Origin of the sequence: Bosea beijingensis, from assembly GCF_030758975.1 — a bacterium.
Classification (GTDB): domain Bacteria; phylum Pseudomonadota; class Alphaproteobacteria; order Rhizobiales; family Beijerinckiaceae; genus Allobosea; species Allobosea beijingensis.
Genome location: NZ_CP132359.1, coordinates 2,968,546 through 2,983,378, shown reverse-complemented (window position 1 = coordinate 2,983,378; position 14,833 = coordinate 2,968,546). Strand labels below are relative to the sequence as shown.

Annotated in this window: 12 protein-coding genes; 1 reads left to right on the top strand and 11 read right to left on the bottom strand. The window is 66.7% G+C overall.

Annotation, left to right across the window (positions count from 1 at the left end):
- Window positions 1-13: 13 nt before the first annotated feature.
- From Q9235_RS14310 to Q9235_RS14290, 5 genes are read right to left on the bottom strand one after another with little or no spacing between them, the layout of a single operon-like run.
- Window positions 14-1,630 (bottom strand): class I adenylate-forming enzyme family protein, encoded by a 1,617-nt coding sequence (locus Q9235_RS14310; RefSeq protein WP_306222443.1) that lies wholly within the window; start codon window positions 1,628-1,630, stop codon window positions 14-16.
- Window positions 1,623-2,432 (bottom strand): ABC transporter permease, encoded by an 810-nt coding sequence (locus tag Q9235_RS14305; protein ID WP_306222442.1) that lies wholly within the window; start codon window positions 2,430-2,432, stop codon window positions 1,623-1,625. Before Q9235_RS14305 ends, Q9235_RS14310 begins: the two co-directional genes overlap by 8 nt.
- Window positions 2,429-3,247 carry an ABC transporter permease gene (locus Q9235_RS14300; protein ID WP_306222441.1) on the bottom strand — a complete coding sequence of 273 codons (819 nt, stop codon included), beginning with the start codon at window positions 3,245-3,247 and terminating at the stop codon, window positions 2,429-2,431. The genes Q9235_RS14305 and Q9235_RS14300 overlap by 4 nt, the downstream gene beginning before the upstream one ends.
- Window positions 3,248-3,289: 42 nt before the next feature.
- Complete coding sequence (locus Q9235_RS14295; RefSeq protein ID WP_306222440.1) at window positions 3,290-4,336, bottom strand: ABC transporter substrate-binding protein; 1,047 nt, start codon at window positions 4,334-4,336, stop codon at window positions 3,290-3,292.
- Between the two features lie 40 nt (window positions 4,337-4,376).
- Window positions 4,377-5,534, bottom strand: a complete 1,158-nt coding sequence (locus tag Q9235_RS14290) for an ABC transporter ATP-binding protein (RefSeq protein ID WP_306222439.1) — start codon at window positions 5,532-5,534, stop codon at window positions 4,377-4,379.
- On the opposite strand from Q9235_RS14290, the gene Q9235_RS14285 reads away from it, so the two are divergent.
- Complete coding sequence (locus tag Q9235_RS14285; RefSeq protein ID WP_306222438.1) at window positions 5,528-6,277, top strand: TetR/AcrR family transcriptional regulator; 750 nt, start codon at window positions 5,528-5,530, stop codon at window positions 6,275-6,277. The two genes, Q9235_RS14290 and Q9235_RS14285, sit on opposite strands and share 7 nt — an antisense overlap.
- A gap of 18 nt (window positions 6,278-6,295) precedes the next feature.
- Here the strand turns inward: Q9235_RS14285 and Q9235_RS14280 are convergent, their stop codons facing one another.
- The 6 genes from Q9235_RS14280 to Q9235_RS14255 all read right to left on the bottom strand — a co-directional run bounded on the left by Q9235_RS14280 (window position 6,296) and on the right by Q9235_RS14255 (window position 14,830).
- Window positions 6,296-7,330 (bottom strand): GSCFA domain-containing protein, encoded by a 1,035-nt coding sequence (locus tag Q9235_RS14280; protein WP_306222437.1) that lies wholly within the window; start codon window positions 7,328-7,330, stop codon window positions 6,296-6,298.
- Window positions 7,331-7,469: 139 nt separating this feature from the next.
- Window positions 7,470-8,927 (bottom strand): polysaccharide pyruvyl transferase family protein, encoded by a 1,458-nt coding sequence (locus Q9235_RS14275; RefSeq protein WP_306222436.1) that lies wholly within the window; start codon window positions 8,925-8,927, stop codon window positions 7,470-7,472.
- The gene (locus Q9235_RS14270) at window positions 8,924-10,096 is read right to left on the bottom strand and encodes a hypothetical protein (protein WP_306222435.1); all 1,173 of its coding nucleotides are present in this window, start codon (window positions 10,094-10,096) and stop codon (window positions 8,924-8,926) included. Before Q9235_RS14270 ends, Q9235_RS14275 begins: the two co-directional genes overlap by 4 nt.
- Entirely contained in the window at window positions 10,093-11,289 is a 1,197-nt protein-coding gene (locus Q9235_RS14265) for a polysaccharide pyruvyl transferase family protein (protein ID WP_306222434.1), read from the bottom strand. The genes Q9235_RS14270 and Q9235_RS14265 overlap by 4 nt, the downstream gene beginning before the upstream one ends.
- 32 nt (window positions 11,290-11,321) lie before the next feature.
- The gene (locus Q9235_RS14260; RefSeq protein ID WP_306222433.1) at window positions 11,322-12,590 is read right to left on the bottom strand and encodes a glycosyltransferase family 4 protein; all 1,269 of its coding nucleotides are present in this window, start codon (window positions 12,588-12,590) and stop codon (window positions 11,322-11,324) included.
- Window positions 12,591-12,628: 38 nt separating this feature from the next.
- The gene (locus Q9235_RS14255) at window positions 12,629-14,830 is read right to left on the bottom strand and encodes a glycosyltransferase family protein (RefSeq protein ID WP_306222432.1); all 2,202 of its coding nucleotides are present in this window, start codon (window positions 14,828-14,830) and stop codon (window positions 12,629-12,631) included.
- Between the last annotated feature and the right edge of the window lie 3 nt (window positions 14,831-14,833).

Genomic DNA, 14,833 nt, shown 5'->3' with positions numbered 1-14,833 from the left:
AAACGGAAACGGTTCAGCCGGCGAGCCAGCCGCGGGACAGGCGGTCATAGGCGCCGGCACGCAAATCCTCGCGCTCGCCGACGATGACGTGCTTGGCGACCTTCTCGGACGGGGTTTTCGGCAGGCTCGCGCGAAATTCGAGGAAGCGCGGCACCTTGAACGGCGCGAGATGCGCGCTGCAATGCGTGAAGAAGCCGTCGAGATCGAAGGCATCGGCGGCGACGCCCGGCTTCAGCACGATGCAGGCTTTCACCTCCTGCCCGCGGTCGATGTCGGGCACGGGAATGACGGCGGCCTCCAGGATATCCTGCCAGCCGAGCATGACGGCCTCGACCTCGCGCGCTGCGATGTTCTCGCCGGAGCGGCGGATCATGTCCTTGATCCGCCCGACGATGGTATGGAAGCCGCGCTCGTCGCGCCGGAACAGGTCGCCGGTGCGGAACCAGCCGCCCTCGCGAAAACTGTCGGCATTGGCCTCGGGCTTGTTCCAGTAGCCCTGCAGGATGCCGGGACCGCGGATCCACAATTCGCCGATCTCGCCGGGTGGCACTTCCTTGCCCTCCTCGTCGCGGATGGTCGCCTCGCGAAAGGGCGAGGCGATGCCGCAGGTGCCGGATCCGACCATCGATGTCGCGCCATAGGGCGTGAACAGGGCCGAGCCGACCTCGGTCATGCCGAAGCTCTCGCGCGCCACCACGTTGAAGCGCTGCTCCAGCTCGGCATGCATGTTCTTCCGCAGGCCGAAGACCGAAACCATCTTCAGCGGAATGTCGCGGTCATCCGGCCGCGGCGCCTGTTTCAGGACGATCTGCGGGAAGATGCAGTATTCGATGCCGTAGCGCCTGACCCAGTCGAGGAAATTGGTGCCCGAGGCCTTGGCCGCGACAAAGAGCGTGCCCTTCAGGCGCATCGCCATCAGCAGCAGCCATTGCGGGTCCATGTAGTAGAAGGGCTGGGCCGCGATGACATGCTTGACGATGCCGTTGGCACGCATCGCCGCGACCCGCCCCAGCGTCAGCCAGTAGCGATGGCTGAGCATGCAGCCCTTGGGAAAGCCCGTCGTGCCCGAGGTGTACTGGATGTTGATGAGGTCATCGAGTTCGGGCGTGCGCGCCGGCACAAAGTCCCGAGCCGGGGTCGCGGCCAGCGCTTCCCAATCGCCCGCACCGCCGACGACGATCGGCTTGGCGAAAGCCGCGAGATCCCTGACCTCCGGTGCCTCGCCGATCTCGGCGAGCACGCTGGCATCGATCACGATCGTCCCGGCGCCGCTATCGTTCAGCACATAGGCGACCTCGCGCGGGGTATAGCGGACATTGACGGGCACCATGATCGCGCCGATCCGCGCCAGCGCCAGCCAGGTCAGCGGAAAGGCCGGGATGTTCGGCAGCATGACGCCGACACGGTCCCCGAAGCCGATGCCGCGCGCCGCAAGCCCCGCCGCAAGCGAGCGCGTCTTCTCGGCAAGCTCGCGATAACTGAGGACGATGCCCGCCTCGAAGAAATTCGCCGCCGGCGCATCGCCCATCTCGGCCGCGCTTGCATCGATGAAGGCCGCGAGATTGCGCGGGAACGGCTCGGCCTCGATCAGCGCCCGCAGCTCGGCGGCTTCCTGTAATTCCCTATCCATCGGCCTGTTCCGTCCTGAGCCGGCGCAAGCCGGCGCTGCGTGCGATTTCCGCGATACCGAGCCCGATCATCGACATCGCCACCATCACGCAGGCGGCGGCGGCGACGGTCGGGTCGAGCCTGAGATTGAGGTCGTTCCAGATCCGGAGCGGCAGGGTCTCGATCGCCCCGGAGACGAAGAGCGTGATGATCAGATCGTCGAAGGAGGCGAAGAAGGCGAACATCGCCCCGGCCAGGATCGCGGGTCGCAGCGCCGGCAATGTCACCAGCATGAAGCTCCGCCATGGCCCGGCACCGAGCACGCGGGCGGCGCGCTCGATCGTCTCGTCGAGATTGCGCAAGGCCGCGCTCACCACCACGATCACGTACGGCACGGCCACGACCGTATGGGCGAGGACCAGCGTGGTCAGGCTCTCCAGCCATTTCAGCCGCGCGAACAGCATGAACATGCCGAGCGCGATCACGATGCCCGGTACGATCAATGGCGCGATCGCCAGCCCGTAGAGCAGCCCGGCTCCCGGCAAACGGTGGCGCACGATCGCCAGCGCACTTGCCGTACCGATGGCGACCGACAGGATCGTCACGAGCACGCCGATCTTGACGCTGAGCCAGAGCGCCCCGCTCCAGGACGCATCGGTGAAGAGTACGCGGTACCAGCGCAGCGACCATGCCGTCGGCGGAAAGCTCAGGATCTCCGACTCGTTGAAGGAGAGCGGGATCAGGAAGACCAGCGGAAACAGCAGGAAGAAGACGATCGCGCAGAACCAGACGCCGAGCGCGATGCGGACGATACGGGGGCTCATCGTGCCCCCCCGTAGAGATTGCGCTCCGGCACCAGCCAGCGCAGCAGCGCGACCGCGGCGATCGTCGTCGCCAGCAGCACGAGCGCCATGGCGGAGGCCGCAGTCCAGTCGTTCATCTGGTTGACCTGGAGGTCGATCAGGTTTGCGATGGTGCGGTGCCGCGGCCCGCCGAGCAGCGCTGGCGTGATGTAGAAGCCGAGCGAGAGGATGAAGAGCAGCATCGCCGCGGCGACGATGCCGGGCTTCGTCATCGGCAGGTAGACATGCCAGAAGGCGCGCCAGGGCGAGGCGCCGAGCACGCGCGCGGCCCGGACCAGCCCCGCATCGAGCTCGGTCATCACGCCGACAAGGGTGAGGATCGCGACCGGCAGCAGGATCTGCACCATGCCGAGATGCACGGCGAGCGGCGTGAACATGAAGCGCTGCGGCTCGGAGGTGATCCCGAGCCAGATCAGCGAAGCGTTGAGCAGCCCTTCGCGCCCGAGCACCAGCGACCATGTGTAGGTGCGCACGAGCACGCTGGTCCAGAACGGCAGCAGCACCAGCGCGAGATAGATGCCGCGCCGCGAGGCAGGCTGCCCGGCGATGAAGCAGGCGGCGGGATAGCCGAGGACGAGGCAGATCAGCGTCACGCTCAGCGCGAGCTTCAACGTGTTCAGGAAGACCAGCACAAAGACCGGCGAGGACATCAGCCAGGTCACTCCGGTCCATGCGCCGCCCTTGCCCGCAAACGAGATTCGCATGATCTCGACGAACGGGACCACGAAGAAGATCGCGAAGAGCAGCAGGAGCGGCGCAGCCAGAAGCGGCGCCACCAGCGATTTCCTGAGCACGTTACCTGTCCCTGATCCTGTTCCTCAGCTCAGCAGCCAGGCGGCCCAGCGCTCGGTCAGCTTCGGCCGGTGCTCGCTCCAGTATTCCGGGTTGAACGAATACTGGACCGCGACATTGTCCGGATGGATGGGCAGGATCTTGGCGAGTTCGGGATCGACCTTCTCGATCAGGCCGGGCGCGAAGCCGGGATAGGGCGAGTCCTGCAGGAGCTGGACGCCCTTGTCGGGATCGAGGCGTGATTTCATGTAGCGCATCGCTTCCTTCGGGTGCTTGGCACCCTTCGGCACCGCCCAGTAGGAGAGCTGGAGCGCGCCGCCGTTCCAGATGATGTCGACCGGCTTGCCCTCCTTCTTCAGCGGCGGCACGCGCCCGTTCCAGACCGTGCCCATCACCGCCTCGCCATCGACGAGAAGCTGGACCTGCTGGGCACCGGTCGTCCACCAGGCCGCGACGTTGCGCTTGATCTGGTCGAGCTTCTTGAAGGCACGCTCGACATCGAGCGGATAGAGCTTGTCGGCCGGTACACCGTCGGCGAGCAGCGCGAATTCGAGATTCTGCACCGGCGAATCCTGCAACGCGCGCGGTCCCGGGAAGCTCTTCACGTCCCAGAAATCGGCCCAGGACTTCGGCGCCTTGCCGCCGAACTTGTCGGTGCGATAGGCGATCACGGTCGAGAAGGTCGAGGTGACCATGCCGTATTTCTGGCGGGCGATCGGCGGCAGCTTGTTGTCGGGATCGACGATCGACCAGTCGATCTCGGTCAACCAGTTGTTCTTGACGGCCTCGATCATATCGGCCCCGCCCATCTCGGTCAGGTCCCATTCCATGTTGCCGGTATCGACCATCGCCTTGAGCTTGGCGAGCGAAACGGGCGCAGTGGCGCGGACCCCGATGCCGGTCTCGGCCGTGAACGGCTTCTCGTAGATCCGCTCCAGCGACTTGGCGAGGCTGCCGCCCGAACCGTTGACGGTGATCGTCACGGCTTGCGCGCGGGCGCCCGTACCCAATGCGGTCAATGCCGCGCCGCCCAGCGCCAGGCGGCCCATGTCACGTCTCGTCACTGCGGTCATCGTTCGTTCCCTCCCGTTGTTCTCGTTGTGGAATCGATCGTCAGCCGTCGAGGAACGCGGCCCTTTCCAGGCTGAATCCGAGCGTCACAGGCGCACCGACGACCGGGCCGTCGCCGCCATGACGGCGCTGCTCCTGCACGATCACGCGCCCGGCTTTCTCGGTCTCGACGACATAGCGATAGCTGCCGCCGTGGAAGGCGACATCGCCGATCCGCCCGGCGAGCACCGGAGCACTGCCGGCCTCCGAAACCCGTGTGAAATGCTCCGGCCGCAAGGCCACCCGCCCGCGCCAGCCTTCCGGCAGGCGCACGGGGGCCGGGGCGTCTGCTCCCGCGAAGGCGAGCCGCCCACCTGCCAACTCTGCGGCCAAGAAATTGGTCTCGCCAACAAATTGCGCGACGAAGGCATTGCTGGGGCTGTCATAGACCGCAGCAGGCGTTCCGATCTGCTCGATCCGCCCCTCGCTCATCACCACGATCCGGTCGGACATGGCGAGCGCCTCGCCCTGGTCGTGCGTGACATAGATCACCGTGCAGCCGATGCGGCGCTGCACCTCCTTGATCTCGTCCTGCATCGCCTCGCGCAGCTTGAGGTCGAGCGCGCCGAGCGGCTCGTCCATCAGCAGCACGCGCGGCTCGAACACGATGGCCCGCGCGCAGGCGACGCGCTGGCGCTGCCCGCCGGACAACTCATGCGGCTTGCGCCCGCCGAAGCCCGCGAGCCGGACCATCGCCAGCGCCTGCTCGGCCCGCGCGTGACGCTCGGCCTTCGGCACGCCGCGCATCCGCAGCGGAAACGCAACATTGTCGCGCACATCCATATGCGGGAACAGCGAATAGCTCTGGAAGACCATGCCGACATTGCGTTTCTCGGTCGGCAAACGGGTGATCGACACGCCGTCGATCAGCACGTCGCCGGCGCTGGGCTCGATGAAGCCGGCGAGGATGTTGAGCGCCGTCGTCTTGCCCGAGCCGGAGGGGCCGAGGAAGGTGACGAACTCTCCGCCCGCGATATCCAGCGAGAATTCGCGGAGTGCCTCGACCGGGCCATAGCGCTTCGTGATCCCCGCAAAGGAGATCGGCGCCCCGCCTGCGGAGGCCTGCAACCCTTTCGCGCCGCGATGTGCTAGAGATGGGTGCATCACGATCCTGAAACTGATATCAATGTCAGTATGTGAATCGGAGACGAGACGTGTCAAGCGGTCATCCATCCGCAAAACAGGCGAACGAAGCGATCGCTCCGGCTGAACTGGCGGCCCGTGCAGCCGTTGGTTCAGGCGGGACGGGAACCTCAACCTCCGGCTTCAGCCTGCCGGACGCGATGCGGGCCGAACTGGAAGCCGCGCCGAAACTGTCGCGTTCGGAAATGACCCGCCGGAAACTGATGATCGCGGCGGCGGAACTGATCCAGGATTCAGGCTTCGGCGGCCTCAAGGTCGCCGATATCTGCAAGCGCGCCGATTTCGCCCACGGCACCTTCTATCTGCACTGGAAGGACAAGCGCGGCGTGGCGCATGACGTGCTGACCGCCTTCATGGAGGCGATCCGCGCCAATCGACCGCAGCGCCGGCCCGGCCAGAGCTTCTACGAGCGCCTCGTCGTCGGGCATCTCTACTATGTCGACCTCTACCGCCGGAATATCGGCCTGATGCGCTGTCAGGGGCAGCTCGCCGACGAGCTCGACGAGTTCGCCGCGATAGGCCTCAAGGCGAACCTTGCACTGGCCCATCGCATCCTGCGGGCGGCGGAGCGCGAACAGCCTTCATTGACCGCGGAGCCGATACCCCAGCGCCTCGCAACGGCGCTGGGCTGCATCGCCATGGTCGACAAGCTCCTGCACGAGGTTTTCGCCCGTGGCCTCGCCATCGGCCTGACCGATGACGAATTCGCCGGGACGCTTTCGCTGAGCTGGCATCGCTCCCTGCTGGGGCGCGATCCCTGACCGGCAGGCGCCGCGCGCTCAGGCCGCCTGCGGCTGCTCCTGCCGCGCGAGATAGGCGCTCTGGAAGGTCTCCATCACATGCTGGACCATGTCGCGCGCGACATGGAGCTGATCGTCCTGGAAGGCGAGCGCGCGCGGCGAGTTGAGCACGATCTCGTAGCTCGGGAAGTAGTCGACGAAATCGAAGCGGCGGAACAATTCCTCCGCCACCGCTCGCAGCACCGATTTCGAGGCGCTGTTGGCCACGATGACATCGGCATCCTTGAAGGTCGCCCCGAACGGCACCGGCGACACTGTCACTACGAAGCGCATCTCCGGGTGGCAGTGCTCGCGGATCAGCCCGATGATGTCGAGCATATCCGCCAGCGTCGCGTCATAGCCGTAGTCGACGAAGCGGAAGCGCTCCGGCATGCGCTGCAGCCAGACCGGGCCGGGATGGGCGTTCATGGCGATGCCGGTCTCGGCGTCGAGCCAGGTCTCTGTCAGGCCGAGCGTGAAGAAGCAGACCCGCGCCTGCCTGATCTGCGCCGTCGCGGCGGTGAGGCGCTTGCGGTTGGCAAAGGCGCTCTCCCGATCGAGCAGCCTGAGGCCGCTGGCCTGCGGATCGAACCATTGCCCGGGCGCAAGCTCGATCAGCCCCTCGTCCGGGTAGCTCTCGCCCATCAGGACGCGCTTCAGCTCATGCGTCATCGAGCGCACCGAGTACTTGTTCAGCGCGCCCCGGCTGAGCTGGCCGCGATCGGCCCCGCCGCCGCGCCCGCTCTCCTCGTTCCAGCTCTCGAAATGCTCGGCCGGCACGCCATGGCCTTCGAGCAGCAGCGGCAGGCCCCGCGCCATCAGGATGTTCTCGACCTCGCGCGCGAAGCACGAGCCCATGGTGAAGATCGGTTCGGACGGATCGAGCTTGAACTTCGACTTGTGCTCCACCGCGACATAGTCGCCCGTGGTCAGGCGCTCCCTGGCCATCTTCTCGGGCTTGCCCGAGGTCCAGCCGCGCACGGGGTTGCCGCGCATGATCGAAAGGGCCGTGCCAGCATCGTATTCGATCTTCATGATCGTCTCCTGGTTCGTGGAAGCCGATAGCCGGAAAGCCCTTGCGCCTTTGCGAGGGCCGTTCATGGGTCCGGACCAAAGCATTTTCGAGCGAAGTGGCCCCCGGTTCGCGTGAAGAAAATGCGGAATACTATTGCCCTTACATCCGGTGAGGGATGCCGTTCCGGTCGAGGAAACCGCGCATCCGGTCGTAGGAGCCGGCATAGCTCTTCGCGAGGCCGTTCAGCGCCGCCTCCTGATAGACCGCGCGCCAGCCGCCCTCGGCCAAGGCCGCCTCCGGCACGACCGGGATCTTCAGCGTCTCCGCCAGTTCCTGGCTGCGCGTGTCATAGGCGACGAGCACGCCGGGCACGCCATGCGCCACGGCCGGCAGCACGCCATGGACGCGATAGCCAACGGCAAGGTCCTGCGAGCGGGCGAAGGCGTCGTAATGCTCGACATCGAAGAACGAGAAGAGCTGCTTCTCGTAGATCCGGCGCATCGCGGCATCGTCCGCTCCGCTCCACCAGCCGGTGCGGGTGAACTCCGCGACGGCTTTCTCCTTGGCGGCGGGGTCGCGCAGGAAGAAGGCCTTCTCCTCCTGCTCGCCATGCGAGGACATCACCATCTCGCTCTGGGCATCGACCTTGAGCAGCGCGGCCTTCTGATTGCGCAGATAGGCTTCCGGGTCGGCGGTGTAGCTCTTGTCGGCCTCGCGGCGCAGGCTGAACGCGACCTTGCGGATCTCGCGCTGATCGGGAACGCGGATCTTGAGGTCGCGGTTGCGGGTGCGGAAGATCGAGGGGCAGCCGACCACCTCGACATTGCGGATGCCGTTCTGCCGGAGCGTCTCGGCGCTGAAGGCGCCGCGCACGCCGATGGCGGCCGAGCGCTCGGCCACGATCGACCAGAAGCGCTTCGAGGCGTCCGGGAGTTCGATCCTGCGATTCTGGCTCGCCTGCGCGCCGACGCCGATGGCGTAGACCGGCAGCTTGACCTTCTCCAGTACCTCGACGGCGCGGAACCACTCCATGCTCTCATGGATGAAGTTCGAGCCGCGCACGAAGACGAAATCGAAATCGCTGGCATAGCGCGCGATATCGGCATCCGTCGGCGACATGATCTTCATCGGCTCCAGATGGGCGTAATCGAGGAGCTTCAGCGTCGAGTCGTAGACGATCATGTCGCCGATATTGAAGTAATCGCTGAGCAGCTTCTCCATCGGCGCGCGATACCAGCGCACCTTGTCATGGTCGTAGACCTCGCCGGCCGGGTAGATCACCAACGCTCGCAGGGCCTTGGTCTTCGAAACCGGGCGCAACTCCGAGCCGGGGGCAAGCGCCCCGGTACGGGCATCCGCAACCGCGATGGAACGCAATCGCGTCTCCGGCAAGGCCGGCAGCGGAATCGCGATCTCGGCCACGGCCGCATCACCGGTGACGAGCGCGCCCGGGTTGATCGTGGCGTAGTCCTGACCGTCGAGAATGAGGCGCAGCGACGGCCAGCTTCCGCCGGGCTCACGCGCGACGAGGACGACGACCTCCTGCGTGGTCGCGCGCAGGATTTTCATGGTCTGCACGGCCTGGCTGGCCGGAAGCGGATGAGCGGGCGCATTCATGGCGTGTCCTTCACGATGCGGATTTTGATGCGGACGAGATCGCGCTGCGGGCCGATCTTGCAGTCGGCGACACGCATCTTGGTCATGAACAGAAAGGGCTGATCGCCCGTGGTCTCGAAATTGCGCGAGGGCGAGGCCGGGTCGGCGACGGCGCCGTAGGCATAGCGGTCGCGGTCACTGCAATCCTTGCTCCACATCGTCGGATGCGTGACGAGCGTCTGCAGCGGAGACCAGGTCAACAGGTCCTTCGACCAGCTATAGGCGACGCGCCCGCCGACGATGCCCTGCCCGGGATCGGGGCCGAGATGGAAGATCGCGAGCCATTGCCCGCTCGCCTCATGCCGGGTGACCGAGCCGACCGTGGTCGGCAGGTACCTGAGCGGCTGGCATGGGCGCGCCTGGCTCACATCGTCGCGATAGGGATCGACCGCCGGAATCGTGAAATCCTGCCCGTCGAAGGCGCGCCACGCCGTCGCGTCCTTGATATCCGTGGAGCGAAACAGGCAGACGCCGTTCTTCTGGCCCTCGCCGCCGGTGGTCGCGATCAGCGCATACCAGGCGCCGTCCTTCTGGACGATGTTCGAGGGGTTGAAGAAGCCGCGATGTCGCCCCTGCCCGACATCCTGCTTGTAGGGCGGCGCCGCCACGAGGGGGCGCGGCTCGCTGGTCCTGAAGCTGCGCCCGCCATCATCGGACTGGGCGGCGGTGACGACATTGTACCAGCAGCTCATCGCCTCCTTGAAGCGGCAGGCACCGGGATGCTTGTCGGCATGGTACTCGGCATGGATCAGCGCCTGGACATGGCGCCCGTCATCGGTCCAGGTGGCAGCGATCCAGCTCTTGTCGCTGAACTGGCTCGGGTCGGCGCTGTTCTTCGCCTGGAAAGAGACCGCGCAGCTCTTGCGGATCGAGGTGAGGTCGCGGCCGATCAGCGGGCGGCTGCGGTAATGGCTGGCAAAGGCGACGACCTCGCCCTTGTCGTCGCGGAAGGCGCGCAAAGGCGCGTCCGGCAGATCCCATTCCTCGCAGCGCTCGCGCGCCCAGGAAACCACCGTCTCCTCCTGCGCGCCGGGCGCGAGTTCGAGCCGGTAGCCCTGCGCGATCGCGGGCAATGCCAGCAGCAAGCATGCAGCCGACAGCGCCCCGCGCAGGGCAAGGGCGCGCCTCATGCCACCTTCCGTTCCTGCGCGGGCACCTCCTGCGCAGCCGCAGCCGGCTTGACCATCTTGTGGTCGATCCTGTTCTCGCTGAGGAAGCCGCTCATCGCGCGGTAGACCTGCCCGTAGGCTGCGTTGAAGCGATCGAAGCGCGCCTGGTCCCAATGCTCTTCCAGCTTGAAGTCCTGGCCGGCGAAGACGTCGATGCTCGGGATCTTGAACGTATCCGCAAACTCGACCGTGCGGCTGTCATAGGTGAAGTAGATCGAGGGCGTGCCGTTCGCGAGCGCCATCAGGTTGCCGTGCAGGCGATAGCCGAGCACGAGGTCAAGCCCGCGCACCAGCCGCTCGTACTCCGCGACGATGTCGGAATAGAACATCCGGCTCTGGTAGAGCCCGGTGACCTGCTCATCGAGATACCAGTTATTGGCCCACTCGTTCTCTTTCAGCGCGGCGAGCGCCTGCGCCTTCTGCTCGGGCGTGCCGAGCGCGAGCTTCTTCTCCTCGACCTCGCCCTGCGCCATCAGCGTGACCTCGAAGCGATCGGCCATCGCCTTCACCAGCGAGCGGTGGAAGGTGAGGTAGCGCTTGATGTCCTGCGCATAGGTCTTCGAGACCTCGCGCCGCAGCGTGACGCCGACCGTCTTGATCTGTTCGAGCGGCGGCAGACGGATGGCGAGGTTGGGATCGTTGTTCCGGAACGCCGTCGGACAGCCGATGATGCGGACATTCCTGATGCCGAGATCGTTCAGCACCTCCGCGGAGTAGGTGCCGCGCACGCCGAGCGAGGCGGTCGAATCCGAAATGAGCTTGAGCACCGTCTTGGTGTCCTCGCTCAATTCCAGCTTGCCGCTGACCGGGGCCTGGGCGCCGATGCCGAAGGCGATCACCGGCAGCTTGAGCCGGCGCAGCACCTCGGCGGCCTTGGCCCAGTTCATCTGCGCATGGACATAGTTGGAGCCGCGCAGGAAGACGTAATCGTATTCGGCGTTGAGCCGGTCGATCATCGCGGCATCGACGCGGTCGATCGGCAGTTCGTCGAGCTTCTCGAAATTGAGCAGCTTCAGCGAGGAATCGAAGACGAAGGCGTCGCCGATATTGTGGTAGTGCTCGATATGGCTCTGCAGATCGGCATGGCGATACCAGCGGACATTGTCGTGGTCATAGACCTCCCCGGAGGGACTGATGACGAGGATGCGGGCCATGGACAGGTCTCCCCTGTTGTCTCGTTATGGTTTCAGGCGATCATCGCGGCGGCGTCCTGCCGCGCGGGAACGGGCTTGCTGCGCTCGGCGAGGAGGCGGCGATAGAGGTCGAGATGCGTGCCGGCGCATTCGCGATGGCTCATCGGCCGCTTGATGCCGCCGCGCAGGCGATCCCACAGGCCGGGCTCGGTCAGCGCGCGCGTCATGCAGTCGACGAGATCCTCCGGGCTGCCGGGCCGGAAATGCAGGCCGTCGACCTCGTCGGTGATCTTCTCGGCCATGCCGCCGAGATTGCTCGCCAGGATCGGCCGGCCGTGGAAAAACGCCTCCTGGATCACGATCGGCGAGTTTTCCCACCAGACCGAAGGCATCACCATCCAGTCGACCGAGCGCATCAGGTTCGGCATCTCGCGGTTCTGGAAGGCACCGCAGAAGCGCACGCGCCGCCCGGCGGCCTCGACCAGCTTGGCGAACTTGTCCTGATAGGCTTGCGGCTGGCGCTCCAGATTGCCGCCATAGACCAGCAGGATCGAATCCTCGCCCCAGACGTCCTCGGGGATGCGCGTTACCGCGTCGATCAGCACGTCGGCCCCCTTGTAGGGCGTGAGCTGCCCGAAATAGGCGAAGCGCGAGCGCCGCCCCTTGCCCTCGGGCAGAGGCCGCGGCGGCGCGACACCGGCCACGTCGATGCCGTTCTCGATCACCGAGAAACGCTCCTCGGCGAGGCCCCAGTCGAGATAGCGGTCGACGAGGAAACGGCTCGGCGAGACGAAATGATCGGCGAGCCCCAGCATGCCCTTGATGAAGGTCTCGCGGGCGAGGAAGCGGGCCGGCGAGATGTCAGGGAAGCAGGCGTTGCAATCGGTCGGCGAGGACCGGTAGCAGAGCTTGAAGGCGCCGGTCTTCACCATCTGGCCGTGATGGTGGCAGATCGAGAGATATTCGTGGAAGGTCACCACGATCAGCGCGTCCGGCAGCGCATCGCGCACCGCGAACAGACATTCGAGCCCGAGCCCGATGAAATGGTGGAAATGCACCACGTCGGGCTTCAGGTCGTTCAGCACGCGCACGAAATCGCGCTCGATCTCCTCCGTCGCCCGGTTCGAGATCAGGAAGTGGTCGTAATCCTCGGCGTAGTAGAGCAGTTCGCCGCCGCGCTGGCGCAGGCTCATCAAGGCCGTGCCGGCATGGCGCGGCGTCGGCGCGCCGACACGGGCGAGGAAATGGGAATCGACGCCCTCGCCGGCCTGCAAGCCCTTGTGCAGGTTGTAGGACGCCACCTCAGCGCCCCCCAGGGACATCGAGGGATGGCCGTGCGATATCACGAGAACCCGCATCCTCAGCCTTTCATGTTGGAGATGGCGAGCGCCCAGCGCCGGTCGAAGCTGGTGCGGTCGGCGAGCTGCGCGAGCGCGCCGGCATGGGGCGCAGCCGTTTCGCCGTCATCGACCGCATAGACCTCGACATCGGGCACCCAGAGCGAGGGCGAGCCCGCCATCCGGAGCTTGAGGCAGAGATCGAGCCCCTTCTCCGCCGTGGTGAAATAGTTGCGCGCGAAGCCGCCGACCTCGATGAAGGCGGCGCGCGACAGGACGCAGCATTCGCTGGCGCCGGCCGCGACCTCCATCGGGCCGAGATTGCCGACCGCCTCCAAGGGATAACCGACGAAACGGTTGGCGATCCGCCGGCTCGTCCCCTCGCCTTCCAGCCAGGCGCCGGCCCAGCGGATGGAATCGTCCTCGAAGAGCAGGGTCGGGCTCGCGACGCATTGGCCGCCCCGCGCCCGATAGGCCCGTTCCAATCGCCCGAGCCAGCCGGGCATGCGGATTTGCGCGGCGCCGGAAAGCAGGGCGACCGTGTTGAAGCGGCAGGCACGCACGCCCGCCTCCAGCGCATCGCAGGCATCTTCGACACCCTCCACCGCGACGAGGCGCATGGAGAGCCCATAGAAGCGGGCCAGCCGCCATGCTTCCGCGCCGACGCGGTCGAAGCTTTCTGAGGGTGCCGCGAGCACGATCGGCAGGGGCCGCGCTTCCGGGTCCATCGCGAGCAATGCGAACAGCGCCGACAATTCGCGATGGCGGTGATCGAGCCCGATCACGAGGCCGAGTGGTGCCTCGGGATCGAAAGTACCGACATCGAGCGTCTCCGCGGCACGCGGCGGCGCGATCTCGGCCGCCTGCAAGGCCGGCGCGATCTGGCGCTCGACCACTGCACTGGCGGTCGAGGACCGCGCGTCGAGCAGGCCGAGCACGCGCTCCAGCGCCCGCCGCGCCGGAGCCCGGTTCGGTTCGAGCGGCAGGAAGGCGGGGCCGGTCCCCTGAACCTCGAAGGCGAGATGCAGCGGCTGGCCGGCTTCCGGCAGAAGCTTCGGCGCGAAGACGATGAAGCCGTGATTGTTGCGGCGCGAGGCAAGCGCCGGCCCGAAACGCGGATCTTCCATGAAGGCCGCCGTCACGTCGGCGCGCTGCACGCGGGTCCAAAGGCGATCGACGGCGCAGGACTGGCTGCCGCTGCGCAGCGTGACGCCGCCGACCCGGCGCTCGGGATCGAACAGCCAGCCGATGATCAGCACGCCGGTGCCCTCGACCACCGTCACCGAGTCGATGCCGGCGCGCACCGGCTCCTCCAGCAGGCAGACCGTGTCGCGCCCGTCGAAGCGCTGCGAGGCGCGCTTGAGCTTGTCGGCTGTCGCCTGCGGAGCGGTGCCGCGCTGCAGGCCGTCGCGCAGATGGCCGGGCACGGTTATCGGCTCGATCAGGACGTAGCGCTCATAGACCTCAAGCGCGCGCCAGCCATCGTTGCCGCGGAAATAGAGCCGCTCGATCTCGCCGGGATGCTGGGCGTGGCAATCCTCCAGCAGGCCGAAGAAGCCGCGCGCGCCCTCGCCGAGATCGTCGCGCTCGAAGGTCCCGGTTTCGAGATGGGCCGGCGACAGTCCGCCATGCGAGATCAGGAGCTTCACGCGGCCGGCCGCGAAATGGGAAGTCCAGCCCTGCAGGAAGATGCCGTCGCCCGCACCCGTCGTTTCGCCGAGCTTGCCCATCACCTCGACGAAGCCGCCCGGCCGCGCGACCGTCTGAAGCAGCATCGCCACCGCCCGCAGGCGGCGCGGATTCGGCGCCCCGGTCAGCAGCACTTCGAGCAGGCCATCGACCACGCTCGGGAAGGCCTGGCCGGCATCGTCGGCGAGCTCGGAGAGGAAGGTCTGCAGGGGCTGCGGCTTCGGCGCCAGGATCAGCCGCAGCGGCCGGCCGGGGCGGCCGATCAGCAAGGCGCCGGTACCGCTATTGTCGACGCTGGGCGCCGGTGCCAGGCAGAGGAAGCCGGTAGCCGACGCGGGCTCGGCGCCGGGCCGGCGCCAGCTCAGCACCATCGTCTGGGCGCGGTTGCGCGGATTGCCGTCGACCGCGACCGGCACCTTCGCCGGAATCGCGTCGCAGGTGCTGCGGACGAGGATCGCGTTCTCGCCGAGCGGCGTCCAGGCGACAGTCGGCGCCTGCGCGATCGCTGTCCTCTCGGGAACGATGACCTCGCTCATCGG